General features: G+C 67.1%; 21 protein-coding genes and 3 pseudogenes. 11 read left to right on the top strand and 13 right to left on the bottom strand.

The genetic code is table 11. The features are described 5' to 3' along the window. Window positions 1-422: 422 nt before the first annotated feature. A pseudogene (locus tag ABIE67_RS45800) lies at window positions 423-790 on the bottom strand (DUF664 domain-containing protein). Window positions 791-928: 138 nt separating this feature from the next. Here ABIE67_RS45800 and ABIE67_RS45795 point away from each other — a divergent pair. After that, window positions 929-1237: a cupin domain-containing protein gene (locus ABIE67_RS45795; RefSeq protein WP_370269629.1), complete on the top strand. Its 309-nt coding sequence runs from the start codon at window positions 929-931 to the stop codon at window positions 1235-1237. Then, window positions 1231-1401 (top strand): hypothetical protein, encoded by a 171-nt coding sequence (locus ABIE67_RS45790; RefSeq protein ID WP_370267948.1) that lies wholly within the window; start codon window positions 1231-1233, stop codon window positions 1399-1401. Before ABIE67_RS45795 ends, ABIE67_RS45790 begins: the two co-directional genes overlap by 7 nt. Before the next feature lie 560 nt (window positions 1402-1961). Here the strand turns inward: ABIE67_RS45790 and ABIE67_RS45785 are convergent. The 3 genes and pseudogenes from ABIE67_RS45785 to ABIE67_RS45775 form a co-directional block, all read right to left on the bottom strand. Next, window positions 1962-2897: a right-handed parallel beta-helix repeat-containing protein gene (locus tag ABIE67_RS45785; protein WP_370267946.1), complete on the bottom strand. Its 936-nt coding sequence runs from the start codon at window positions 2895-2897 to the stop codon at window positions 1962-1964. 1249 nt (window positions 2898-4146) lie between these two features. Further along, window positions 4147-4522, bottom strand: a pseudogene (locus ABIE67_RS45780) (DNA polymerase III subunit alpha); the annotation flags it as partial. Window positions 4523-4588: 66 nt separating this feature from the next. Next, entirely contained in the window at window positions 4589-4960 is a 372-nt protein-coding gene (locus ABIE67_RS45775; protein WP_370267944.1) for an STAS domain-containing protein, read from the bottom strand. Window positions 4961-5264: 304 nt separating this feature from the next. Between ABIE67_RS45775 and ABIE67_RS45770 the strand changes: the two genes are divergently transcribed. From ABIE67_RS45770 to ABIE67_RS45745, 6 genes are all read left to right on the top strand, one after another. Continuing rightward, a complete protein-coding gene (locus tag ABIE67_RS45770; protein WP_370267942.1) occupies window positions 5265-5864 on the top strand; it encodes a chemotaxis protein CheB in 600 nt (199 codons plus the stop codon). Between the two features lie 7 nt (window positions 5865-5871). Further along, entirely contained in the window at window positions 5872-7737 is a 1866-nt protein-coding gene (locus ABIE67_RS45765) for a CheR family methyltransferase (RefSeq protein WP_370267940.1), read from the top strand. Between the two features lie 299 nt (window positions 7738-8036). Beyond that, window positions 8037-8621 (top strand): GAF and ANTAR domain-containing protein, encoded by a 585-nt coding sequence (locus tag ABIE67_RS45760; RefSeq protein ID WP_370252506.1) that lies wholly within the window; start codon window positions 8037-8039, stop codon window positions 8619-8621. A 12-nt stretch (window positions 8622-8633) separates the two neighbouring features. Then, window positions 8634-9368, top strand: a complete 735-nt coding sequence (locus ABIE67_RS45755; protein WP_370252508.1) for an ANTAR domain-containing protein — start codon at window positions 8634-8636, stop codon at window positions 9366-9368. Window positions 9369-9859: 491 nt separating this feature from the next. Then, a complete protein-coding gene (locus tag ABIE67_RS45750) occupies window positions 9860-10234 on the top strand; it encodes a transposase (RefSeq protein ID WP_370267938.1) in 375 nt (124 codons plus the stop codon). Further along, window positions 10159-10605, top strand: a complete 447-nt coding sequence (locus tag ABIE67_RS45745) for a transposase (RefSeq protein ID WP_370269624.1) — start codon at window positions 10159-10161, stop codon at window positions 10603-10605. The genes ABIE67_RS45750 and ABIE67_RS45745 overlap by 76 nt, the downstream gene beginning before the upstream one ends. A 129-nt stretch (window positions 10606-10734) precedes the next feature. On the opposite strand, the gene ABIE67_RS45740 is transcribed toward ABIE67_RS45745, so the two are convergent. From ABIE67_RS45740 to ABIE67_RS45720, 5 genes and pseudogenes are all read right to left on the bottom strand, one after another. After that, window positions 10735-11589 (bottom strand): group II intron maturase-specific domain-containing protein, encoded by an 855-nt coding sequence (locus ABIE67_RS45740; protein ID WP_370267936.1) that lies wholly within the window; start codon window positions 11587-11589, stop codon window positions 10735-10737. Window positions 11590-11618: 29 nt separating this feature from the next. After that, entirely contained in the window at window positions 11619-12389 is a 771-nt protein-coding gene (gene istB / locus ABIE67_RS45735) for an IS21-like element helper ATPase IstB (RefSeq protein WP_370251676.1), read from the bottom strand. Next, window positions 12386-13807 (bottom strand): IS21 family transposase, encoded by a 1422-nt coding sequence (gene istA / locus ABIE67_RS45730; RefSeq protein ID WP_370251680.1) that lies wholly within the window; start codon window positions 13805-13807, stop codon window positions 12386-12388. The genes istB and istA overlap by 4 nt, the downstream gene beginning before the upstream one ends. A gap of 120 nt (window positions 13808-13927) precedes the next feature. After that, window positions 13928-14533: pseudogene (locus ABIE67_RS45725) on the bottom strand (reverse transcriptase domain-containing protein); the annotation flags it as partial. Window positions 14534-15528: 995 nt separating this feature from the next. Further along, window positions 15529-16137, bottom strand: a complete 609-nt coding sequence (locus ABIE67_RS45720; protein WP_370267934.1) for a TetR/AcrR family transcriptional regulator — start codon at window positions 16135-16137, stop codon at window positions 15529-15531. A 55-nt stretch (window positions 16138-16192) separates the two neighbouring features. Between ABIE67_RS45720 and ABIE67_RS45715 the strand changes: the two genes are divergently transcribed. Next, a complete protein-coding gene (locus ABIE67_RS45715; protein WP_370267932.1) occupies window positions 16193-16612 on the top strand; it encodes a VOC family protein in 420 nt (139 codons plus the stop codon). 6 nt (window positions 16613-16618) lie between these two features. Here the strand turns inward: ABIE67_RS45715 and ABIE67_RS45710 are convergent, their stop codons facing one another. Next, window positions 16619-17548, bottom strand: a complete 930-nt coding sequence (locus tag ABIE67_RS45710) for a LysR family transcriptional regulator (protein WP_370267930.1) — start codon at window positions 17546-17548, stop codon at window positions 16619-16621. Between the two features lie 71 nt (window positions 17549-17619). Here ABIE67_RS45710 and ABIE67_RS45705 point away from each other — a divergent pair, with 71 nt between their 5' ends. Next, a complete protein-coding gene (locus ABIE67_RS45705; RefSeq protein ID WP_370267928.1) occupies window positions 17620-18507 on the top strand; it encodes an SDR family NAD(P)-dependent oxidoreductase in 888 nt (295 codons plus the stop codon). Window positions 18508-18862: 355 nt separating this feature from the next. Here the strand turns inward: ABIE67_RS45705 and ABIE67_RS45700 are convergent, their stop codons facing one another. Then, window positions 18863-19984 (bottom strand): IS630 family transposase, encoded by a 1122-nt coding sequence (locus ABIE67_RS45700; RefSeq protein WP_370267926.1) that lies wholly within the window; start codon window positions 19982-19984, stop codon window positions 18863-18865. A gap of 93 nt (window positions 19985-20077) precedes the next feature. Then, the gene (locus tag ABIE67_RS45695) at window positions 20078-20704 is read right to left on the bottom strand and encodes a TetR/AcrR family transcriptional regulator (protein WP_370267924.1); all 627 of its coding nucleotides are present in this window, start codon (window positions 20702-20704) and stop codon (window positions 20078-20080) included. Window positions 20705-20915: 211 nt separating this feature from the next. On the opposite strand from ABIE67_RS45695, the gene ABIE67_RS45690 reads away from it, so the two are divergent. Continuing rightward, window positions 20916-21743, top strand: coding sequence for a quinone oxidoreductase (locus ABIE67_RS45690; RefSeq protein ID WP_370267922.1), 828 nt, complete (start codon window positions 20916-20918; stop codon window positions 21741-21743). Window positions 21744-21933: 190 nt separating this feature from the next. On the opposite strand, the gene ABIE67_RS45685 is transcribed toward ABIE67_RS45690, so the two are convergent. Beyond that, complete coding sequence (locus tag ABIE67_RS45685) at window positions 21934-23493, bottom strand: hypothetical protein (RefSeq protein ID WP_370267919.1); 1560 nt, start codon at window positions 23491-23493, stop codon at window positions 21934-21936. Window positions 23494-23508 lie beyond the last annotated feature (15 nt).

Below are 23508 nucleotides of genomic sequence, written 5' to 3'. Positions count from 1 at the left end.
CTCCCCACCGATACGTGGAATCGGCTTCGGAGTCGACCACCGGCCAGCGGTGGTCGTGCACTGCGTCCGGCCCATATCCGCCAGGTTGGAGCCGGTGTCGTAATTACGGGGCGTCAAGCACTGATTCCTCGCGTGCACCTTCCCGTCTCGCTAGCCGGACCCGGACCGTCTGGCAGTGCCAATCCGTCCCGACGTTGTCGGGGCTGCTTACCGCTCGACTCGGCATCCCCCGAATCGAACTGCCCCCAGCTTCAGCCAGATTGCTGCGACAACCCGGCGGTGAAGGTCTCTCACCTCACTCGATTCCATGGCGCCTCGTGGCGCACCCACGCGGTTCGACAAGCGGGCGTATGTCTTTCACGGCACTGTGACTGTCGCCGCGATCCGGACTATGGCTCCGGAGACAATTCACCAGCCATGCCTCAAGCCCCCGTGACACCGTCGATGCGCTCCTGGAGCAGATCCGCGTGGCCGTTGTGGCGCGCGTACTCCTCGATCATGTGGATCAGGATCCAGCGCAAGGAAACTCCCTCGTCCCCGACGTGCCCCGCCTCCTGCTCCGAGAGCTTGCCGGAGTCGTCCAGCGAAGAGGCGGTGACCAGATCACGCCCCGTGCGACTTCCGGCCGCCAGGTGGTCAGCGCCTCGTCGATACTGCGGCCCGGGGCGAGCCCGAAACCATCGCCCTTGCCCTCCTCGTACACCAGGGGCACGTCAAGACCGGCAAAGACCCGCTGGAACCAGTTGCGTTCGACATCCGCCATATGCTGGACCAGGCCCAACAGTGTCATCGGCGACGGGGCCGCCGAGGCCAGGCGCAACTGACGTTCGTCTTGCCGGTTCCAGCCTGCCGATCTACCCGGATGGCGGCCTTCCGCCGGGTCACCTGTGGGAACACGTGCGGAAGCTACGAGGTAAGGAGCGACTGCATGGCGAAGAACTCCGTCGTACGCCAGAAGGGCGAAGGCGACGCATTCTGGATGCTGAACGGCCTCTACGAGGTCAAGGCGTCCGGTGAGGAAACCAACGGCGAGATGACCGTCATGGAGATGACCATTCCGGAGGGAGGGGGCCCACCGCCGCACATCCACCCCGGAACCGAGAGTGTCTACGTCGTCGAGGGGACGCTGCGCTACCACATCGGCAACGAGACGTTCGAAGGCGGCCCCGGACGTTCTTCCACATCCCCGAGGGGACGCTGGAGCGATTCGAACCTACGAGCACGGTCCGTATGGTGATCACCTACACGCCGGGCGGTATCGACAAGTTCTTCGCCGAAGCTGGTGAACCGGCCCCGCGACGCGAACTGCCACCGCCGTCGGCCACGCCGCCGGACGTCGAGCGCCTGGTGGAGATCGGCCGGCGGTACGACATCGACATGAGGCCCATGCATCTGGCCTAGGGCAAGCAAGAGCCCCCCGTGCCCAACTCCGGGACCCTGTCGGTAAATCCGTGAGGGCCATCGTGACGACGGCTGTGCGACCCCGTTGGGGTTGTACAGGCCGTCGTAGTGTTCAGGAGCCATTCCACGGGCGCGGCCATCAACCCTGCCCGCCTCTACGCCTGGCTCACCGGCAGACCACTTGCTCGCACCCTCGTCTTACCCTTCGCAGCACTCCGCCCCGTCAGATCAGATCCGACGCTGTTGGTAAATCTGAGGCCGTCGTTGTGTTCGAGGTGGGTTCGGTGTCGTTGCGTGAGGTGGAGAGTAGCCGGTAACTCTGCTTTCCCGGGCCGATCTTGACCTCCTTTATTGATGGCCTTGAGGCTTCTTGAACCCGTGTCGTGATGGCCGCTCCTCCCACGATCCTGGTGGAGTCCAGGCGTCAGGTTGGGGTGGTGAGGGATCTGCGGGATGTGCATACGCCAGGTCCTGTCTGGACACAAGGGAGCCGGGCCGCCCGCGGGGGGGGCGGTCCGGCCGGTTCTCTTACCTGTTGGTGAGGGCCGGTGGTTGTGTGGTCAGCCGGTGCAGCTGGGAACTGCGGGGGAGCTGCCGGTGCAGTTATTGGGGGTGTTGCCGGAGATCGGGGAGGTGGTGACCGTCATCGTGCCGCCCACGCGGTAGACGCCGCCGGCATTGAGGGTGGCGTGATTGGTGCTGACCGGGGTGCTGGTCAGGGTGGTCGCGGTGGAGTTGATGGCGGCGATGCCGCCGCCCTGCAGCCCGGAGTTGGTTCCGTTGACGAAGCTGCTGGTGGTCGTCAGCGTGCTCCGGAAGCCGTTGTAGATGCCGCCGCCCCGGCCAACGGCGGTGTTGTTGGACACGATGCTGCCGGTGAACGTCGCCGTTGCCCCGGTGGCGGGGGCGCTGATGTCGGTGTTCGACAGGCCGCCGCCCCGGCCACCGGCGGTGTTGCCGGTGAGAGCGCTGTTGGTGAGGGTCACCGTGCCGTCGTTGAGGATGCCGCCGCCGTCAGTTACGGCGAGGCCGTTGCTGAGGGTGATGTTCCCCTTGAGGGTGAAGTTGCCGGTGGAGGCGACCTTGGCGATGCGGAAGGGGAGGGTACCCACGGCCGTTGAGCGGGTGATGATGTTGTTGTTGCCGGACAGGGTGATGGCGGTGGTGATGATCGGCAGTCCGTCTGGCCCGTCAGTGTCGCTGCCGTGGGACGTGGTGAGGGTGTACGTACAGTCCTTCGTCAGGACCACGGTGCCCCCGCCGGCGGAGTTGGCGGTGTTGATGGCGTTGATCAGCGCCGTCTCGTTGCATGCCACGGCCGCCTGTGCGGTGGTCGGGGCGAAGACGGTCATTCCCGCGGCCAGGGCGAAGGCCCCGACAAGGACCGGTACGGTGCGAATGCGCCGGATGACGCCACCGTCGGGGGTGCGGCGGGCTGTCCTGATCCCCAGCCTCTGTGCGATCCTGCTGCGCCGGATCGTGTGCAGAACTCTCATGCCCGTATCTCCAGTCGCTGAGTGCCCATCAGTCCGGGCGGCATGAGTATGGGTCAGGAGGCATGTCAAGTGCGCCCCCCGAGCGGGGGCGCACAGACGGAGCCCTGAGCGCGCTGACGCGAGCGAGGGCGGTCGCTCCTTGGAATGTGGGACGGTGGAGCCCTGTGGGCCGTGACTTCCGAACTCTTTTCTGAATCGACCAGCTGGCACTGCGATCACAGTTGTGGGTATGCCGGTTGTGCCCTGACCGGTCTACAGCTGCCGTGATTGACAGGGCTGGAGGTCGTGGCCTTCCTGGTGGCCAGCGCGCTCCTGGGCCGCACGCCGCCAGGGGCCCCGGCACATGAGAAGGCACACCCGCAGGGTGCCGGAGAGGCCCCGGCTTGATCTTGTTCATCTACCGGTCGATGGATGAGTACCGCCGTCCTGCTCGATGTGGCTACGGGGACGTTGCGGGGCGGCGTCGGCTCATGCGAATGCGGATGGTGGTGCCGCGGGGGTGGTGCTGCGTATGTCGGCGGCGTCGCTGAGCTGGCGAATGATCCATGGTCCGCCGGCCGTCGAGGGCGTTGGTGTCAGGTGGCAGGTAGCCGGCCAGGGCGGTGTTGAGGGTGCCTGTGGGGTCCCGTCGCCGAACGGATAGCCCTGGACGATGACTTCCATCGCCTCGGCGGTGGCTCCCTCGCGTTGGCCGATATGTTAGCCGGGGTGGCAGCCGAAGTGGTCTGTGCGGCGGGCGAGGAGAGTTTCCTCGCCCGTTGCGGGAGATGAGCCGCAACCCGACCCTCGGCGGTGTGTGCCAGGCGGGCCGGCAGTCGCTCGGCCCCGGCACACCGGAGGTGACAGGCTCGTGAGCGCCCGGCACTCCGCCGAGCCGAGCCTCAGGACGCGGCGGCCGTCGTGCCGTTGATGCACGACTCCTCGCCCGCGCCCTTGGACGTGGTCTTCGGGCGCCACACCACTGCCTTCCTGACCCACGACTTCCGTCGCGGCCACGGCATCTATGGGTACAGGCCTCAGATTCTCGGCGTCGCTCCCGACGGCGAAATCGTGGCACCGTCACGAGCTACCCAGGCAGCCATTACCGCGGGTTGGCCCGGCCACTCTCGCCTCGTCCGCACGTGCTCTGGGCCCGGTCCACCTCGCGGGTCCTGCGGCGGGCTGCCGAGGTGCAGCGGCTGTTCATCGCCCCAGCCCCGGGGCGCCGTGTTCCTCGCCAAGCTCTGCGTGGTGGCCTCATGCAGTGCGCCGCGGCGCGGATGTCCCGGGCACGGATGTGCGGAAAGCTCTTCTCGACGTCGCCGACACCGTGGGGCGGCAGCCCGAGGGCGAAGCCGGCAACACGTAGCACGTGGCGGGCCCGGTAGGTCTCGGGCATGCCGGTGACCGCGACCCGCTCAGTCCCGAACCGTTCGATGATCTTGTCGTAGACCCTCAGGCGCCGCGCGGACTCCACGTGGCAGGTCGATGTCCGCCAGCGACGTACGGCGCTCGCTCAGGAACCATTCGAACCACAGCCGGTGCTCCAGCGGGTTGGCAGTCGCCCCGAAAAGGCTGTGGTTGACCATGCTGACGGCACCCGAGCCGCGCGCGGCGACCCGGATGCCCATCGTCCGCGCGTCCGCACCGAGGGCAAGAGCCTGATTCAGCCTCGGGTGGGCGAACACCCCTGCTCTTGCGGGGGTCCCTCCTCAGCTCGCGGGTGTATGGCTGTCGAGTGCTTCGTCCAGTGTGGCTGTCAGGGCGAAGGCTTGGCTGAGTCCAGTGATCTGGAGCATTTTGCGAATGACGGGGTGGGGGCATACCAGGGTCAGATGTCCGCCTCGCTCCTCGATGCGTCGTCGTGCGCGGCACAGCAGCGCCAGTCCTGAGCAGTCGAGGAACTCGACCGGGCCAAGATCGATGACGAGTTCGACTTTCGAGCGGTCCGTCGTCGCGTCCAGTCGCGGGGTGATACTGAGGGCGGCGGCGATGTCGATGTCACCGAACAGTTCGACGACCGTTCGTCCTGCGGTCGCATATATGCGAATGTGCTGGGTGGGAGGAGAGGGGTTCTTGGGCATGGCGGCATCACCGTGGGTTCAGGGGGCTGCCCGCTTGGGTTACGACGCGGGTGAAGACGGAGGTCCACAGCCACCGGGAGCACGGGTGACACCACGGGACACTAGGCTGATACGCACCCGAGGCAGGTCAGAATCTCAAACAGAAACGCTTTACCCGGGGAGCATCACTCCTTTGGGGTGGAGTATCTCGGAAGGCGTTGACAATCGACCTGCAGAGCGGGCAGGGGTGCGGCCCACGGCTGTGCCTGCGGCTCCGGCTGCTTGCGCTCTCACCGGTCGGCCGAGGTTCGGCTAGGCTCAGGTTGTGAGGGTCGACAGGCCATCGAAGGATGACTACAGCATCGTCGCCGTCGCGTCGTCCGCGGGCGGTGTCGAGGGGCTGAGTGTGCTGCTCGGGGGGCTGGGCCCCGACCTGCGGGTACCTGTGCTGGTCGTTCAGCACCTCGACCGGCGGCACCGGACCGTGCTCGCCGACATCCTCGCCCGCCGTACCGAGCTCCGGGTGAAGCTCGCGGAGGCGGCGGAGCGCGCGCTCCCCGGCACCGTCTATATAGCGCCGCCCGACCGGCACCTCCTGGTCGGCTCCGACGCTGTCCTGACCCTGACCGATACCGAGCTTGTTCACTTCGTGCGCCCCTCTGCCGACCTCCTCTTCGAATCGGTTGCCGGTGCCTACGGGGCGGCAGCGATCGCTTGTGTACTCACCGGGACCGGACGGGACGGCGCCATGGGAGTAGACGCTGTCAAGACGCGCGGTGGAACGGTGATCGTCCAGGATCCGCAGACCGCACAATTCCCGGGGATGCCGCAGGCGGCGGTGGACACGGGAGGGGTGGACTTCGTGCTACCTCTTGAAGAGATCGCCGCGGTCGTGCGCGGACTTGTCGAGGCCAAGAGGCAGTGATGCGCTGATGGGCGAACCGCAGGACGCCGGGGACAACGCGGCTCTGGAGGAGCTGCTCGGATTCATCCGGGAGGCCCGCGGCTTCGACTTCACTGGCTACAAGCGCTCCACGCTGAGCCGGCGCATCCACAAGCGGATGACCGACATCGGCGTCGGCTCCTACCTGGACTACCAAGACCTCCTGGAAGCAAGCGCGGACGAGTTCGAGTCCCTGTTCAACACGATCCTGATCAACGTCACTTCCTTCTTCCGCGACCAGGAGGCGTGGACCCTCCTGCAGCATGAGGTTGTACCCGAACTGTTGGCGGCTCTCGCACCGGATGAGGAGATCAGGGTGTGGAGCGCGGGCTGCTCCAGCGGCGAGGAACCGTACTCGCTGGCGATCATGTTCGCGGAGACACTCGGACTCGAGGAGTGCCTGAGCCGGGTCAAGATCTACGCCACGGATGTCGACGAGGAGGCGCTGCGTGAGGCCCGGTCAGGGCAGTACACGCCAAAGTCCCTGGAACTGCTCTCGGCGGACCTACGGGAGAAGTACTTCGAGCAGAACGGCGCGCAGTTCAGCTTCCGTCCCGACTTGCGGCGGCGGGTGATTTTCGGGCGGCACGACATCACCCGGGACGCCCCGATCTCCCGGCTCGACCTGCTCGTCTGCCGCAACACCCTGATGTATTTCAACGTCGAGGCCCAGACGCAGATCGTCGACCGTTTCCACTTCGCCGTGCGTCCGAGCGGTTTCCTCTTCCTCGGCAAGGCCGAGATGCTGCTCAACGACGCCGAGCGGTTCGAGGTCGTGAACATGCGCCAGCGCGTCTTCAGACGCCGGGCCGGCGACACCGTACTGCCGTACCACCCGCCACCCATGAAGAGCAGATCAGGCACGGGCGTCGAGATGCACTCCGTCGTACGCACCCGCCAGCTTCGCGACCTGGTCCTTGACGCCGGACCCACCCCGTCGATCGCCCTCGACAGCGATGGAACCGTCGCGGTGATCAACAGTCAGGCAAGGATCCAGTTCGGCCTGACCACGACCGATATCGGCCGCCCTTTCCAGGACCTGGAGATCTCTTACCGCCCGGTCGAACTCCGCTCTCTGATCGACCAGTCCACGCACGAGCGCCGGACCCTGCGCGTCAACCGGGCCGAGCGCAGGGTGGGCGAGCACCTTCAGTACTTCGACATCCTCATCCAGCCGCTCACCGGGCCCAACAGCCTGCACATCGCCACCACCATCTCCTTCACCGACGTCACTGTCGCCGAGCAGCTGAAGGCGGAGGTCAAGAGCATCCGTGAGGACCTGGAGACAGCGTACGAGGAACTGCAGTCCACCAATGAGGAGTTGGAAACGACAAACGAGGAGCTCCAGTCCAGTATTGAGGAACTGGAGACGACAAATGAGGAACTGCAGTCCACTAACGAGGAGTTGGAGACCACCAACGAGGAGCTCCAGTCGGGTAACGAGGAACTGGAGACGATGAATGAGGAGATGCGCATCCGTACCGACGAACTGGACGAGGCCAGGGCGTTTCTCGAAGCGGTTCTGACAAGCATTGCTGCGGGTGTGGTGGTCCTGGACAAGGATCTGAAGGTCAGGAGCTGGAACCGGGGAGCCGTCGATCTGTGGGGACTGCGTGCTGACGAGGTTCTGGAAGAGCCCTTCTTCGAGCTGGACTTCGGTCTGCCCACTGATGCGTTGCTGCCCGTCGTGCAGCGGTGCCTGGAGACCCGCAAGCGCTCCGGCCCGGTCGCCGTGGAGGCCCTGAACCGCATCGGCCGGTCCATCACCTGTGACGTGTTCTTCTCTCCGTTCGACCGCCACAATTGCGGTGTCGTCCTGATGATGGAAGAAAGCCGAAGCGACAACCCCGAGTGACCCCGAGGCGTACGCTGCGCTGCATGGACCCGCAAAGGCGCGAACGCGAGGAGGACCTCAGCCTGGCAGCTGTGGCACGGCGTCGGGCTGCGCAAGCCCGTGAGCGCGCGGACCGGGCGGAGGCAGTCGCCGAGCGGCACGAACTCTTGGCGAAAGAACCCGGGCGTGAAATCCACGCCCAGATCGCAGAGACGCACCGGAGAACAGCCGCATGCCATCGTGCCTCGGCCCAGCTCCAGGAGGACTTCGCCCGCCGCACCGCGCAATGGGACCGGGGCCACCGCACCCGACCGCGGTTCATGACCAGTGTCGCCGAGGCGTGCGGCACGAACAGCGCGGCCGTCACGCTGGTCGACGGCGGCCAGAACCAGCTCGCGATCGCCGTGTCCGACGAACGGTCCCGGGCAGCCCAGGAACTGGAGTTCGTTCTCGGCGACGGGCCGACACGTGACGCGGCGTCGGCACGCCGCCCGCTCCATGCATCCGGGCGGGCAATGGAGGCCCACTGGCCCGGTTACGGGGCCGGCCTTGCCTCGCTGGGCATCGCCTCGGTGGCCGCCCTACCGCTCCCGTCGCAGAACAGCTGCATGGGGGTGCTGACTGTCTTCGATCCACAGCCGGTACCCGCGACGCTCGCCGACCTCACCGAGGTAGCCGCCGCCCTCTCCCCCATCGTTCTCCTCGGCCCCGACGCCGATGCCAGCCTCTACGGCGAAATCGACATCCGCCCAACCGTTCTGCAGGCGACGGGCGTGCTTTCCGAGCAGCTCGGTCGCCCCGTCCCCGACGCGCTGGCACTGATCAAGGCCCGGGCGTTCGCCGAGGGGATATCGATCGAGACCATCGCGCGGCAGATCGTGCACGGAGACCTGAATCTCAGCTGACAAAGAGGCATCATGAGACCCGACCAGCGGCTGGCCGACGTATTCATAGCCTTGGCCGGCAGCACGGCGAACGGTCCGCTGGACGTGCCCGCAACCCTTTCCGCGCTGGCCAATTGTGCCCCGTCCCTGCTCGGTACCCGGGCCGCGACCGTGGTGTTCGCCCCCGACGGTTACAAGACAGCGCAAGTGACAGGCTCAGAGCCCGAACTGTTCCGCCTGGAACACGAGGCTGTCGGATGGCGCGAAGGCCCTGGCCACGACTGCCACCAAAGCGGCGGGTTCCGGGCCCAGTCGGCACTCGAGGGCCGCCCTGCCAGGCAACGCTGGCCGCACTACACCCCACGCGCCCTGCGACTCGGCTACACCCGCGTGGCAGCCCTCCCTCTGCGCGAACCCACGGGCACCAGTGGGGCCCTCGTCCTGCTGTCCCGCGAACAGCACGCCTTCACCCCGGACGCACTCGCCCTCGGCCAGTCCATGGCAGACTTCACCGCCGTCATGCTGGAACGTGCTCGCGAAGCTGATCGCAGCCGGACGCTCGCCACCCAACTGGAATCGGCTCTGAACAGCCGGGTGGTCATCGAACAGGCCAAGGGCATAGTCGCAACCCGCAAAGCGGTAACCCTGGACGAGGCTTTCGACCTCCTGCGTAAACACGCCCGTGCACATCAGCGACCGGTGAGAGACGTGGCCCGCGAGGTGGTTGATGACCATGAGGATCCAGGTGCCGCTGATCCCTCAGTGTGACACCTGGTGACCGTCTGCGAGACGGCCTCACCGCTCACCTCCCAGCCTGACCACGACGGACTATCAGCCGGTGGGCCACCTCCAGGATGTGGTTGTCTTCGCTGGACTTCACTTCGGATGGTCCTCAAGTCCGCCGCGGTGGAGGAACACCGTGCGCTCGTCGACCGGCACGATCAGGGCGAGGGCTTCGCGGGTGAGACCTCATGGCCCACAATCCAGGCGGAGGGGGCGATGGGCCCACAAGTTCTTCAGGGTGGAGGGCTCTTCGGTGGTGGAGGCCATGGATGTCTTCCTCGCAATGAGCCGGGGCCGAACGACACGCCGCGCGGACGCGCGGCAGCGGACGGTGCCGGGGTGCCGGGCCGGCCGGCACCCCGGTACCGTCTCAGCTACTAGGGTCTGTTGCGAAAGTGGATCTTGATCGTGGATGATCATGCCTTCTGGGACGTGGTGATCTGACGAACGGCCAGTGGGTCCGGCTGGAGCCGTTGTTGCCGCAGGGCGTCAAGCCGGGCCGTCCGCCGGTGTGGACGCGGCGGCAGCTCATAGACGGCATACGGTGGCGGACCCGGACCGGTGCTCCCTGGCGCGATGTGCCGGAACGCTACGGCCCCTGGGACCGCGTCTATGACCTCTTCCGCCGCTGGCAACGCGATGGCACCTGGGCCAGGATCGTCACCCAGCTCCAGGCCCGGGCCGATGCGAAAGGCCTGATCACCTGGGACGTGAACGTCGACTCCACCGTCTGCCGGGCCCACCAGCACGCCGCCGGCGCGGCGAAAAGGGGGACCTGCAAAAGGAGCCGCCGGGCGGCGTCGCCGTCGAGCCGACCGACCACGGTCTCGGACGCTCCCGGGGCGGGCTGACCACCAAGATCCATCTTGCCGTCGAGCAGGGGCAGAAGCCGCTGTCCGTCGTGATCACAGCCGGTCAGCGGGGCGACTCGCCACAGTTCCAACCGGTGCTGGAAGCGATCCGGGTGCCCCGGCTCGGTCGGGGCCGGCCCCGCAGGCGCCCGGACCGGGTGCGGGCCGACAAGGCGTACGACTCCCGCCGCAACCGGTCCTACCTGCGAAGACGCGGAATCAAGGGGCCATCCCGGTCCCTGCCGACCGCGTTCGCAACCGCCACAAGCTCGGTTGCCGAGTCGGCCGGCCGCCGAAGTTCGAGACCGACTACCGCGAGCGGCATGCCGTCGAGTGCGGGATCAATCGCCTCAAACGCCACCGGGCCGTAGGTGAGGTCGACTCGGGGCGCCCTGCTGGTGTTTCCACCAGTGGGTTTCTCCGAGCCGCCTCCCGAACCCGGCGTGCCCGTCTCCGGGCACCGGGCTCTCCGCAAATCCCGTTTCGGGGTGTTCAGTTCCTCATGCCGTAATGGGCCACGGGGTCGGGATGAGTGTTCCCCGGTATCGGTATCTGGTCGTGCTTACCTTTGCCGGGTTGAACAGTTCCCCTTCCTCCGTGGCAGGCCACCAGCCACCGCCGTAATAGCGTCGGCGGAGCTGCTTCCAAGTGATCCCGGGATGCTTGCGCCGGATCCATCGTGTCACCCTCATCCACGTGTAGTGGCTGAGGTAACAGAAAGCGACGTTTGACACTCCGGGACGGAAGTACGCGCACCATCCTCGCAACACCGGGTTCAGCCGGTGGAGTAAGGACTCCAGCGACAAGCCGACGTTCTGCCGTCCAGTCAGTTCCTTCACCTTGGCCGTTGCGGAACGCACTGATTTCCGTGCCGGATAGGTGTAGATGTACTGCCGGTCAGTGCCCAGTTTCCGGTGCCGCTGGATGCGCCATCCGAGAAAATCGAGGCCCTCGTCAATGTGCGTGATCTTTGTCTTCTCCACCGACAGGCGAAGGCCCACCGGCTTCAACGCCTCCGCGACCTCATCGCGTAATTCCTCGGCGTGCTCACGGCGCCCGAAGACAAGCACGAGGAAGTCATCCGCATACCGGACCAGCCGGTAGTTGGGCAATCCCCGGCGCCGTCTCCTGCGCCGATCCTCGGAGGTGCTGTCTGGTCCTCCGGGGGTCTGGGCGATGTGCTCGTCCAGGACCGAGAGAGCGATGTTGGCCAGCAGCGGCGACAGGATCCCGCCCTGCGGGGTCCCAGTGCGTGTGTCCGTGAAGGCCCCGTCCCGGGACAGGATCCCGGACTTCAAAAACGCCCTCACCAAGGACAACACCCGCTTGTTGTCGGCGTACGAGCTGAAGTGCATAGCTGCGTACGTTTGAACGTGCAGAGGTGTCAGGCCACTTCGGTTTCCCGCTCGATGGCCTTGAGGCGGTTCTTGAGTCGGTAGCTCGGGCCGTTGATGGGGACGACTTCGCAGTGGTGGAGGAGCCGGTCGAGGATCGCGGTGGCGAGGACCTCGTCGCCGAAGACTTGGCCCCACTCGCTGAAAGTCTTGTTCGAGGTCAAGATGATGGAGCCCTTCTCGTAGCGCTTGGAGATCACCTGGAAGACCAGGTTTGCTTCCGCGCGTTCGAGGGGCTGGTAGCCGACTTCGTCGACCACGAGGACACTCGGCCGCAGGTAGGTGCCGAGTTTGTTGGTCAGCCGGCCGGCGGCTTCGGCGGTTTTGAGGTTGCGGACCATGTCGTCGAGGCTGGTGAAGTAGATCGAGTAGCCGGCCCGGCAGGCCGCGACGGCCAGGGCGATGGCGATGTGGGTCTTGCCGACTCCGGGCGGCCCGAGCAGGGCCGCGTTCGCCTTGGCTTCCACGAAGGAGAGGGTGGCGAGGTCCTTGATTTTGCGCGGGTCGAGGTCGGGCTGGAACGAAAAGTCGTACTCGTCCAGCGTCTTGTGGTGTGGAAGCCTCGACAGCCGCAGGCCCTGGCGGAAGCGCCGGTCGTCGCGGACGGCGAGTTCCTCGGACAGGACCAGGTCGAGGAACTCGAGGTAGCCCATCTTCGCTTCGTCGGCCCGCCGGATGTACTCGTTGATGGCTTCGGCCAGGTGGGGCAGGCCGAGCTTGCCGGCCGTGCTGCGGACGCGGGTGGAGACCAGCTCGCTCAAGACGTTTCCCTCGTGCTCGGGTGGGTGGTGAAGGGACGGGTGCCGGTCAGCTCGTCATAGACCGACAGCGGCCGACGGCCGACCTCGATCCGGGTGGCCGCGGCCCGGTGCAGCAGGGCCTGCAGCGGACCGGCTTCCTCGCCGGGGACACGCTCGTGACGAGGCTGGGGCGGGACGTCGCCGCTGGTGGTCCGGCGGCCCTGGCCGGTGGGCAGACCGTCCCAATGCTTCTCCTCCACGATGCGGACACCGCGGCCGACTGCCCGCGGGTGCATGGCCAACAGCGTTTCCCCGCTGGCATCAGGGGCGGTCGAGTGCAGCATGACCTGGGACTTTGTAGCCCTGATCTCCACCAGCTGGCGTGGGCGGACCTTGCGGGCGGGCACCGAGTAGAGGTTCCCGCCGAAGGCGACCAGACAGTCCTTGCCGACCGGCCGCAGATGCCGCTCGGCCACCAGATACGGCGTCGGAGGCAGCGGCTTGAGGGCCGCGTGGTCCCGGGCCGCCCGCTCACCGATGACCTCCCGGTGCGTCTTGTGGATCTGGGCCCGCCGCTGCGGCACCCACGCGGCGAACGCCGCGTCCATCTCCTCGACGGACGAGAAGGCCCGCCCGGACAGGACGTGGTCGCGCACGATCAGGACCTGCCGCTCGACCCGGCCCTTGCCCTGCGGCCGGTAGGCGGCCAGGACGTCGATGTCGAAGTCGTAGTGGCCGGCGAAGCCGACCGCTTCCGGGTGCAGCGGGACCGCCTCGCCGGGGGCGACGTGGCGGCGGACGACGGTCTTGGTGCGGTCGTAGACGATCGTCATCGGCACCCCGCCGAAGTGCGCGAACGCCCGCCGGTGGCAGTCGAAGAACGTCTGCAGATCCAGGCTGGTGGTGAAGCAGCAGAACGGGTCACGCGAGTACGACAGCACCATGTGGAAGGAGTAGACCTTGGGAATGCCCAGGTGAGCGAGGGTCTTGCCCTCATCACCCCAGTCCACCTGCGCCTGGGCGCCCGGGATCACCTCGAACCGGCGGTGCATCCCCGCCAGTTCCCTCGGCGTGATGCCCAGTTCCTCGGCGATCCTCGGGCGTGCTTCCTGAACGTAGAGCTTGACCCGCTGGTAGTTGCCGGTGAACCCGTACTCCTTGGCCAGCCGCTCGTGGATCACCGCGGCCTTCATCAGGACCTCGGCCCGAAGCATCGCGTCGATCAGCGGGGCGACCTCATCGACCACCCGCCTGCGTGGCTGCCCGCTCACCGTCCGACGCGGCGGCGACGCCGACCCGTCGGCAGACAAGTACTTGCTGACCGTCCGCCAGTTCAGCCCGGTTTCCTTGGCAACCTCCGACAGGCTCATGGCCCCGGACTCGACCAGGCCACGAAAACGCCGGAGTTCCAGCCAGCGCTGCGGGTCCAAGACCACCATCGACCCCTCTCTGCAACCTTGAACAACAGGCAGCAGAGTGCAGGGCACCGGCCCTCAACACATCAGGAACTATGCACGTTCATCCGTACGTGACTATGCACGTTCACGTGTACGCCGACACTTGTCCCCGATTCGATTCCGCACCCGCTCCATGAGGGCCGGGTGCGAGATCTCGTCGAAGCACGCCGTGATGTCGCCCTCCACCACCCACTCATATCCGTGGCTGGCGAGATAGCGAGTCTCGGCGATCGCGTCATGAGCCCGGCGGTTCGGGCGGAACCCATAGGAACACGGGAGGAAATCCGCTTCGAACACCGGCTCCAGCACCAGTTTCAAGGACGCCTGGACCACTCGGTCCGCCACGGTCGGAATCCCAAGACGACGAAGCTTGCCATTCGCCTTGGGAATCATCCGCTCGCGCACGGGAACCGGTCGGAAGCTGCGGTCTCTAATCTGAGTCCGCAGCCTGCCGAGAAACATCTCGACTCCCTGCCCGGCCTCGATGGAGCGTGCGGTCTTCCCATCCACTCCGGCCGTGCGGGCACCCTTGTTTCCCCGGACACGGTCCCACGCCACCAACAGGAAGGCGGGATCGGCCACGAGGTTGAACAGATCGTCGAACCTGCGATGAGGATCATCAGCAGCCCAACGGTGCAGCTTGGTCTGGATCTCCAGTACCCGGCGTTCGGCCTTCATCAAGGCCCATTCCAGCTCGTCGGTATTCACCGGCGACAGCCTCCCGGCATTCCAGTTTCCTTACTGCTGACTTGCTGGCCCCCTTCCCCATGTGGCCGGCTCTCCCGGCCTCGGAGTACTACGGGGCCTCCGTCCTGCCCGACGACCATCAGCCGGCGATGGGCCTGCCCTTGACCGAACTGGACGTCCGGTCCTTGGGCGACCGCGGGCAGTTCCCACGTTCACCACGGAATCGATCGACGGGTGAGGTGCCCAGCTCTACCCCGGCAGCATCGCCACGCTTACGCCGCAGGCTTTCGGCGTGGCCTCCCCACCGATACGTGGAATCGGCTTCGGAGTCGACCACCGGCCAGCGGTGGTCGTGCACTGCGTCCGGCCCATATCCGCCAGGTTGGAGCCGGTGTCGTAATTACGGGGCGTCAAGCACTGATTCCTCGCGTGCACCTTCCCGTCTCGCTAGCCGGACCCGGACCGTCTGGCAGTGCCAATCCGTCCCGACGTTGTCGGGGCTGCTTACCGCTCGACTCGGCATCCCCCGAATCGAACTGCCCCCAGCTTCAGCCAGATTGCTGCGACAACCCGGCGGTGAAGGTCTCTCACCTCACTCGATTCCATGGCGCCTCGTGGCGCACCCACGAGATACGACAAGCTCGCCGTCCGCTACGAGGCGACCGTGCTGGTCGCAGTCCTCAACGAGTGGCTGTGACCAGCACTTTCACAACAGACCCTAAGCGGTCCGTGCGCGCGTGCGGGGCGCCTGGGGCGTTCGTAGACTAGTTGTGGGATCTCAGCGGTCGTGTCCTACGGCGCTGCCGCGACCTGCGGCCTGAGCTGATGTCTCACGCTGTGTCCCGGACGTGGAGTCTCACGGGCGTGTGCGAATCCTTGGATCGGCGCCCAACCGAGGTGACGGCGACCTGATCAGCGTCCTGACGGGGGTTCAGCCCTCGCGGCCGACAGGCACCAGCCGCGTCGCAGCCAGCGAGCAGGGTGATCGGCGTGGAGAGTGCTGGCGCAGGAAGAGATCAGGTGTCGTTCTGCCGCGCGATGTCCCGGGCCGTGCGGGCAGCCTTCTCCTCCGTGGCGGCGAGAGCCTCGCCATCCATGCCGAACAGGCCCTGACGAAGGAACACGGCAAGCCCGTGGGCGGCGCTGGCGACGCGGAGCAGCAAGTCGAATGCGTCGTCCTTGTCGGGTGCAAGGCGGCGGGATGTGGGGAGAAGGAGGTTGGCAACCTCGTCGCCGGCGGCGGCCAGGTCGTTGAACCGGGACTTGTCCAAACCCGCGTGGAACGTGATGTCGAACAGGGCCGGTTCCTGCGCGGCGAAGCGGACGTAGGCGGACGCGAAGCCCGCGAGCTGCTCCACCGGGTCTTCGCTGCTGGCCAGGGCTGCAGCGAATCGATCCCGTTGCTGGCGGTAGCCCTGCGTGGCGAGTTCCGCAAGCAGCGTTTCGCGGTCGGCGAAGTGTTTGTACGGCGCCGCGACACTCACCCCTGCGCGGCGGCTGGTCTCGGCCAGGGTGAAGCCGTGCGGACCTCGTTCGGCGACCAGTTCCAAGGCTGCTCGCAGCAGGGCGTTGCGCAGGTCCCCGTGGTGATGGCCGGTAGGGCGGCGCTTGACAGGAGAGCTCATGGGGCTAAGGTTAACATCACTTACCAGGTAAATGGTATTAACTGTGGGAGTCGTCATGACCGCTGTTTGCTTCCATCACGTCAGCCTCTCGGTCGCCGACCTCGCCGCTCAGGAAGCTTGGTATGGCGATGCCTTCGGGCTCACCGAAGCAGAGGAGCGAATCGAGATGCCGGAGGCGGGTGTCCGCACCGCTGTGCTGAGTGACGGGGCCGGGCTTCGTGTGGAGTTCGTCGAACGTTCCGGTTCGAGCCCGGTCGCGCACACCGATCCGTTCGCGGCCACCTCCGCGCAGACCTTCACGCACCTCGCGCTTCAAGTGCCAGACCTTGACGCGGCGTTTGCGCGCCTGACCACAGAGTGCGGTGCCGGGGCGGTGTCACCGCCCGCACCCGGAGCGACCGAAGGGATGCGGTACGCCTACGTTGCTGACCCGGAAGGTAACCTCCTCGAGCTGATCGAAACGGAACAGGGCTGACCAGCATCAAGAGGAATCAGGCGTACCGGAGCTGAGGGCTGCCGTACGCAGGGCCGCCGCCACACGAGTCACCGGCTCGTTCGGCGCCTGAGGAGGGCGGGCGAGAAGTAGGCGTCGCTGTTCCTGGGGGCCGCCGCGGACCGGCAGGATGCGGACGCCTGGCGGTGCGGCGGAAACCAGCGCTGCGGGCACCGTGGTCAATCCGCAGCCCGCGGCGACGAGTTGGAGCTTGGCGAGCCAGTCGCGGGCGGTGTGGACAATCTCTGGCCGTTCGTCGAGTCCCGGCCACACTCCCATCAGACGGTCCTCGCCCGAGGCGGAGCTCGCGATCCAGCGCTGCCCGCGCAGGTCGGCCACGTCGACGAAGTCGCCGCGGGCCAGCGGATGCGCCGCGGGCACCGCCAGACACAGGGCGCGTTCGGTGAGCGTCTGCAGGGCGAGCGGGGGCGACTCGTCGTCCGGCGGGCGGAACGGCGGGGCCGAGGCGAGCAGAGCCAGGTCGAGGCTGCCGGCGCGCAGGGCGCGCACCAGCGCGGGAGTGCCGCCCTCCCGGCCGACGACCTGAATGCCGGGGTCCGTGTGGCGCAGGGCGGCCAGGGCGCGGGGCACGAGGGCGGCACCGGCGCTGGGCAGCCAGCCCAGCCGAACCGTCGCGGCCTGCCCGGGTAGGCCGGACAGTTCGCGTGCGGTCGCGTCGATCTCGTCGAGTACGACCGTCGCGCGGCGCATGACGAGTTGCCCGGCCGCAGTGAGCCGTACGCCCTCGCGCCGCCGCTCGATCAGTTCCGCGCCCGCAGCCCGCTCGATCGCCGCGATCTGCCGGGACACCGCCGACTGCGTGTAACCCAGCGACGCGGCGGCCGCGGTGAAGGTCCCCTGCTCGGCGACGGCACGGAAGACGCGCAGCGCGGTGAGCGACACATCAGTGAAGTCCATGACGTTTACGCATACTAGCCGTGCTGAACTTTCGTTGGACTCATGAACACGGCGTTCCTAGCGTGGGATGCATGAACGGTTCACGTATCGCCCTCGTCACGGGCGCCAACCAAGGACTCGGCCGCGCCCTTGCCGAAGGGCTGGCGGCCCGCATGCATCTGGACGACCTGGTCCTGCTCACCGGCCGGAACCACCAGCGTGTGACGAAGGCCGCCCACGAGGTCAGCCTGCTGCCCGGCACCCGGGCCCGCGTCGAGGGCCGTGTCCTGGACGTCACCGATAGCGACGCCGTCGCCGCCCTCGCCGATGACCTCCGCGCCCGGCACGGAGGAGTCGACGTCGTCATCTCCAACGCCGTCGCCCGCCTGCTGCCGGAGGAGTCGCAGGCCGAGCGGGCCGACGAGTTCATCGACGTATCGAACACGGCCACGCACACGATCCTGCGCGCCCTCGGCCCCATCCTGCGGCCGGGTGGACGACTGCTCGTTGTGGCCAGCAGCCTGGGCACTCTCGGCCATCTCGACCCCCGCCTGCACCACCTCTTCGACGGCGCGGACCTGGACCAGGTCGAGTACGCCGTGGAGTCGTGGCGCAGTGCCATCCACCACCGGACCACGCAGGAGGCGGGCTGGCCGGTCTGGCTGAACGTGCCCTCGAAGGTGGCTCAGGTCGCGGCCGTCCGCGCGGTCGCCGCCGAGCGCCGCGCCCATGACCTCGCCGCTGGCACGCTGATCGCGTCGGTGTGCCCCGGCATGGTGGACACCGCCACCTCGCGCCCCTGGTTCAGCGACTACAGCCAGGCCCAGACGCCGGCCCAGGCCGCCGAAGCCGTACTCGACCTGGTCTTCACCGAACACGTCGACCCCACCCTCTACGGCGAACTGGTCCGCTACGGCAAGGCTCTGGACTGGCACGACGGCACGCCCCCGGTGGAGCAGGACCGCATGGTCACGCCCTGACCCCACAGGAACGCCCCACATCCCAGTACGCGATGCAGCACACAGCAAGGACTCACCCATGAGCACCGACCCTGACGCCCCCTTCACTGCAGCCCTCCTGCTGTGGTCGGCCTGGCAGGGCATGTCCTTCAGCGCGGCGCCGCCGGCCGCGGAGTAGTCGACGGTGACCTCTGGGGCGAAAACGGTGTCCCACTGGTCGAGGACATCGTTGTCACCGTCTTCGTGCAGGTCCTGACCGAGTGCGTACCGCACCATGAGGTCCTGGATCTCAATTCGGTCCGCGAGGTACTGAAGGCGCTGGTCAGGGGTGTGGCCGACGGCGACGGGGGGTGCGTGGTGTGTCATGTCCTTCACGCTAGTGTCCTGCGCCAGAGATCCGTCGGCAGAAGTGGGCGAGGGCGTCGAGGATTTCCTCAGCTGTCTTGGTCCAGATGAACGGCTTGGGGTCTTCGTTCCACTCTTTGACCCAGGCGCGGATGTCGGCTTCGAGGGCCTGGACGTTCTTGTGTGCGCCGCGGCGGATCTTCTGGTCGGCCAGGAACCCGAACCACCGCTCGACCTGGTTGATCCAGGAGGAGCCGGTCGGGGTGAAGTGCATCTGGAACCGCGGGTGTTTGGCCAGCCACGTCCTGATCGCGGGAGTCTTGTGGGTGCCGTAGTTGTCGCAGATCAGGTGGATCTGGAGATGTGCGGGAACCTCCTTGTCGATCCTGGTCAGGAACTTCTTGAACTCCGCTGCCCGGTGTCGGCGGTGCAGCGCGGTGATGACCTCGCCAGTGGCGACGTCGAACGCCGCGAACAGGGTGGTCAGGCCGTTGCGCACGTAGTCGTGAGTGCGCCGTTCGGGCATGCCCGGCATTATCGGCAGCACTGGCTGGGACCGGTCCAGGGCCTGGATCTGCGACTTCTCGTCCACACAGAGGACGACTGCACCCTCGGGCGGGTTGAAGTACAGGCCGACGACGTCGTAGACCTTCTCCACGAACAAAGGGTCCGTCGACAGCTTGAAGGTGTCCGTCAAGTGCGGCTTGAGCTGGAACTTCCGCCAGATCCGGCCGACGGTGGACTTGGACAGGCCGCTGTGCTCGGCCATCGACTTCCGCGACCAGTGGGTAGCGCTCTTCGGGAGTTGCTCCAGCGTGGTGACCACGACCGCTTCCACCCGATCGACGCTGATGGTGGGCGGCCGGCCCGGCCGGGGCTCGTCAACGAGGCCGTCCAAGCGGTCGGCGAGGAACCGCCGCCGCCATTTGCGGACCGTGTCGGCAGTCACCCGCAGGTCGCGGGCGACCGCGACGATCGCAGGCACCTCCGGCCCCGCGCACGCCAGCACAATCCGTGCGCGCAAGGCCAGGGCCTGAGCCGACGTGGCCCGACGCGTCCACCGCTCCAACGCGGCCTGCTCGTCAGCAGACAGCAGCAGCGGCTCCAGCTTCGGGCCCCGACGAGGAACTGGCGCACCAGCATCAGAAGTCACACTGCAACTAACGATCAACTACTGGCGCAGGACACTAGTTCGGCGTCTGAAGGTTCGTAAGTACGGACAAAAAAGTAAGTGTCGGCCCGTGTGTCACCGCGTGGCCGGGGCGGCGGTCTGCAGGAGTGCCAGGGTCGTGTCGAGGGCCGCCTCCAGGTGTGTGAGGTCGCCAGTGGACATGAGGATGGTCACCCCGCCCTGGACCGCGGCGACGAGGGCAGCGGCGGTGCGGTCGGCGTCCAGTTGCCGGTCGACCTCGCCGTTATCCTGCAGGCGCCGGATGCCGGTGCGCAGGGCCGCCTGCCACTGGCCGATCAGCTGGCTCGTGAGTGCCTGGGCGGCGGGCGTGGCGCGGCCCAGCTCGGTGATCAGCATGCCGAGCGGGCAGTTGACGCCCTGCCGCTCGTACCGTGCCACGACCGCGTCCCGCCAGCCCTGCCATGCCGACCACGTGCCCAGGTCGCTCAGGTGCGGTTCCTGGTCCTCGAGGACGCGCTCGGCCTCACGGGCAGCCACCGCGAGGAGCAACTCCTCCTTCCCGCCGGGGAAGTAGTGGAAAATCTGGCTCTTGCTGGTCGCGGTGCGTGCACGGATGTCGTCGAGAGTCGTCCCGGCGATGCCCCGCTCGCGGATCTCCTCGGCTGCGCCTTCCACGATGCGACGCCGGGTTGCCTGGCCCTTTGCGGTCAGTCGTGGCGCACTCGTTCCTCCGACGGACATTGATCCTCCACCACAGTTTATGGACTTGCCGGTCCATTTTATGCGAGAGAGAGTCGAGGAAGCAGAACGATGAGAAAGGTGCGCGAGATGCAAGCGATCCTCGTGGAAGAACTGGGCGGACCGGAACAACTGCGAATCACCAACCGGCCTGCCCCCCGAGCCCGGACCAGGCCAGATCCGTGTGGACATCGCCGCGGCCGGGGTGAATTTCATGGACACCGGCGCGCGTCGGCTCGGCGCCGCCACCGGCGACCTGCCCTTCGTACCCGGAGTGGAGGGCGCCGGCCGGGTGAGTGCGCTGGGCGAGGGGGTGACTGAGTTCGCCGTCGGTGACCGGGTCGCCTGGGTGTACGCCTACGGCTCGTACGCGGAACAGATCGTGCTGTCCGCCACCGACGCGGTGCCGGTGCCGGACGACATCTCCGACGAGGTCGCCGCGAGCCTGATGATGCAGGGCATCACCGCCCACCACTTCGTCACCGAGGCCGCCGACGTGCAGCCCGGCCAGGTCGCCGTGGTGCACGCCGCGGCCGGCGGACTGGGCCAGAAGCTGACCCAGCTCATCAAGGCGCGAGGCGGCAAGGTCATCGGCATCGTCTCCAGCGAGCAGAAGGCCGAGACCGCCCGCAACAGCGGCGCCGACCACACCGTGGTGTCCACCGGTGACGTCTTTGTCGGCCCCGTACTGGAGACCAACGGTGAGGGTGTGGACGTCGTCTTCGACGGTGGAGGGGAGACCACCTTCCGAGCCTCGATGGAGGTCCTGCGCCGGCATGGGCTGCTGCTGTACTACGGCGCGGTACCCGTGGTGAACATGCGCGAACTGCCCAACAGCATCAAAATCTCCTACCCGGTCTTCCGCGACCACATCCCCACCCGCGAGGCGCTGTTGCGGCACAGCGCGGACCTCTTCGACCTGACGCGGCGCAACATCCTGATCCCGGACATCGGCCGGCGCTACCCGCTCAAGGACGCAGCCCAGGCTCACCATGACATCGAGTCTCGGACAACCAGCGGCAAGCTCGTGCTCTTTCCATGACAAGTAGTGCCGACCCGCGCGTGACGCAAGGCATCAAAGCATCGGGCTCTGCCCATGACTTCGGTCTGGGGGAGCGCCTTGGGGGCGGAGTGCCGGCTTCGGCAGCATCCACCACCGCCGGGTGTCCGTGGTGGATGCACCCGACTTTGCCGTACTGCGCTGAGAGTGCTGCGGGCGTGTCGCGTGCGGGTCATCGTCTTCTTGGGCGGCCCGGATAGGAGCCAGCGGGGCGGAGTGGGATCTCGTTCTTGAGCAGCGCCAGGCGCACGGTGGCAAGGCTCGTTCCTTCGCGCTCAGCGATGTCCTGGAGCGAGAGATGGTCTTGCTCGTACCAGGTGCGCCACTGCCGGACACGGGTGGCGGTGTGCTGGGTGCGGCGAAACCGCGGCGGGCTCCAGTCGACCGGGTACCGGGACAGCAGGTAGATGACATGTGCCGTGGTGGTGTCCAGCGCCTGGGCGAGGCGAGCGATGGAGAAATCGCCGCCGGGTACGGCCTGATGGAGCCGGGCGACCGTGATGCCGTCCGGGGCAGGACCCGGCAGTTCCAGATTGCGCAGACCGGCGGCGTCCAGGCATGGGGACCATTGAAGGGGTTCGTCGATTCCGTGCTCGTCGAGGATTGTGCGTGCTGTGTAGGTGAGCAATTCGGCCTCTGTGGGCAGGATGCGCCAGCGGAAGCGCTGGTACTGCTGTCGTTGTGCCGGGGTGGCGGGCGCGATGTCCGTGTGTGCGAAACGGGGTGGTGATCCGGTCAAGGTGTGGAAGATCCAGCGCTGGGCGTGTGCGATGTTGGGTGTGTGGTTCGAGCGCAGGCGGTGCTGCAGATCCTGCCAGTCTTCCAGGCTGACGAAGCGGGCGCGGGAGCTGAACAGGGCGCGGCGGCGGGCGTAGTCGATGGGGCTGCCGTGCTGGTCGAGGTGGTCGGCGAGGAGGATGAGCGCGTGCATGACGTCGGCGCAGTCGCGGCGGCGGGTGAGTTCGGCGAGCAGGGTCGACACGTTGTGGCTGCTGACCGTGGTGCCCATCAGAAGGGCCGCCGCGCGGATCGGTGAGCTGTTCCCGACCAGGAGGCATGCGACGGCCAGGAGTTCGTCCGCGCGTCGTGCGACAGGTTTTCCACTGGGGTGCCACGGTGCCAGGCGCAGACTCCACTCGGGCCACAGGGCGGTCGGCAGCATCCTGGCTCTGGCGTCGTGGTTGCTCGGAGCGCGGGTGGATGCGACGGCGGTTCGGTGACGCAATCGCGCCACTGGCATCATCTTCGCCTCGAGACTACAGCGCAGGGCCGCGTGAAGCCCTGGTGATAGGCCGCCGCCCAGCGAGCCGACATTGCCAGGGTGCAGGGAGCGGCCGGTGCCAGCCACTCGTTCGATCAGCGCCTGCGCCGCCTGCCCGGCGGAGGGCACCGACTCGGAGGTCAGGATCTGCGCCGCAGCAGTGATCGCAACGGCGGTAGCAGCCGCGGCGTCGGGAGCGAAGTAGCTGTGCGCGTCGAGGCGTTGGTTGCTGGGGATGCGCGGTGGCCGGGACGGAAACTGGAAACGGTACACGTCGGCCTGGCGAACAACCTCAGGTTCGGCCACATCGCCCAGATCGCTGGAAGCAACATGGGTGAGAACCAGCCCGCCCAGGCAGCGCACATCGTGCAGCACCACGCTCAACGGGACGCCGCCCGGACCGTACAGCGGCCAGCGAACTGTCTGCTCCGGGTTCGCGAGAAGGTCTTCGATGAGGCGCTGGGTCCGCATCGCGGCGCCGTCCGG

It is taken from the genome of Streptomyces sp. V4I8, from assembly GCF_041261225.1.
GTDB lineage: Bacteria > Actinomycetota > Actinomycetes > Streptomycetales > Streptomycetaceae > Streptomyces.
The sequence above is the reverse complement of the archived record's forward strand: the minus strand, read 5'-3'. Positions and strand labels throughout refer to the sequence as shown.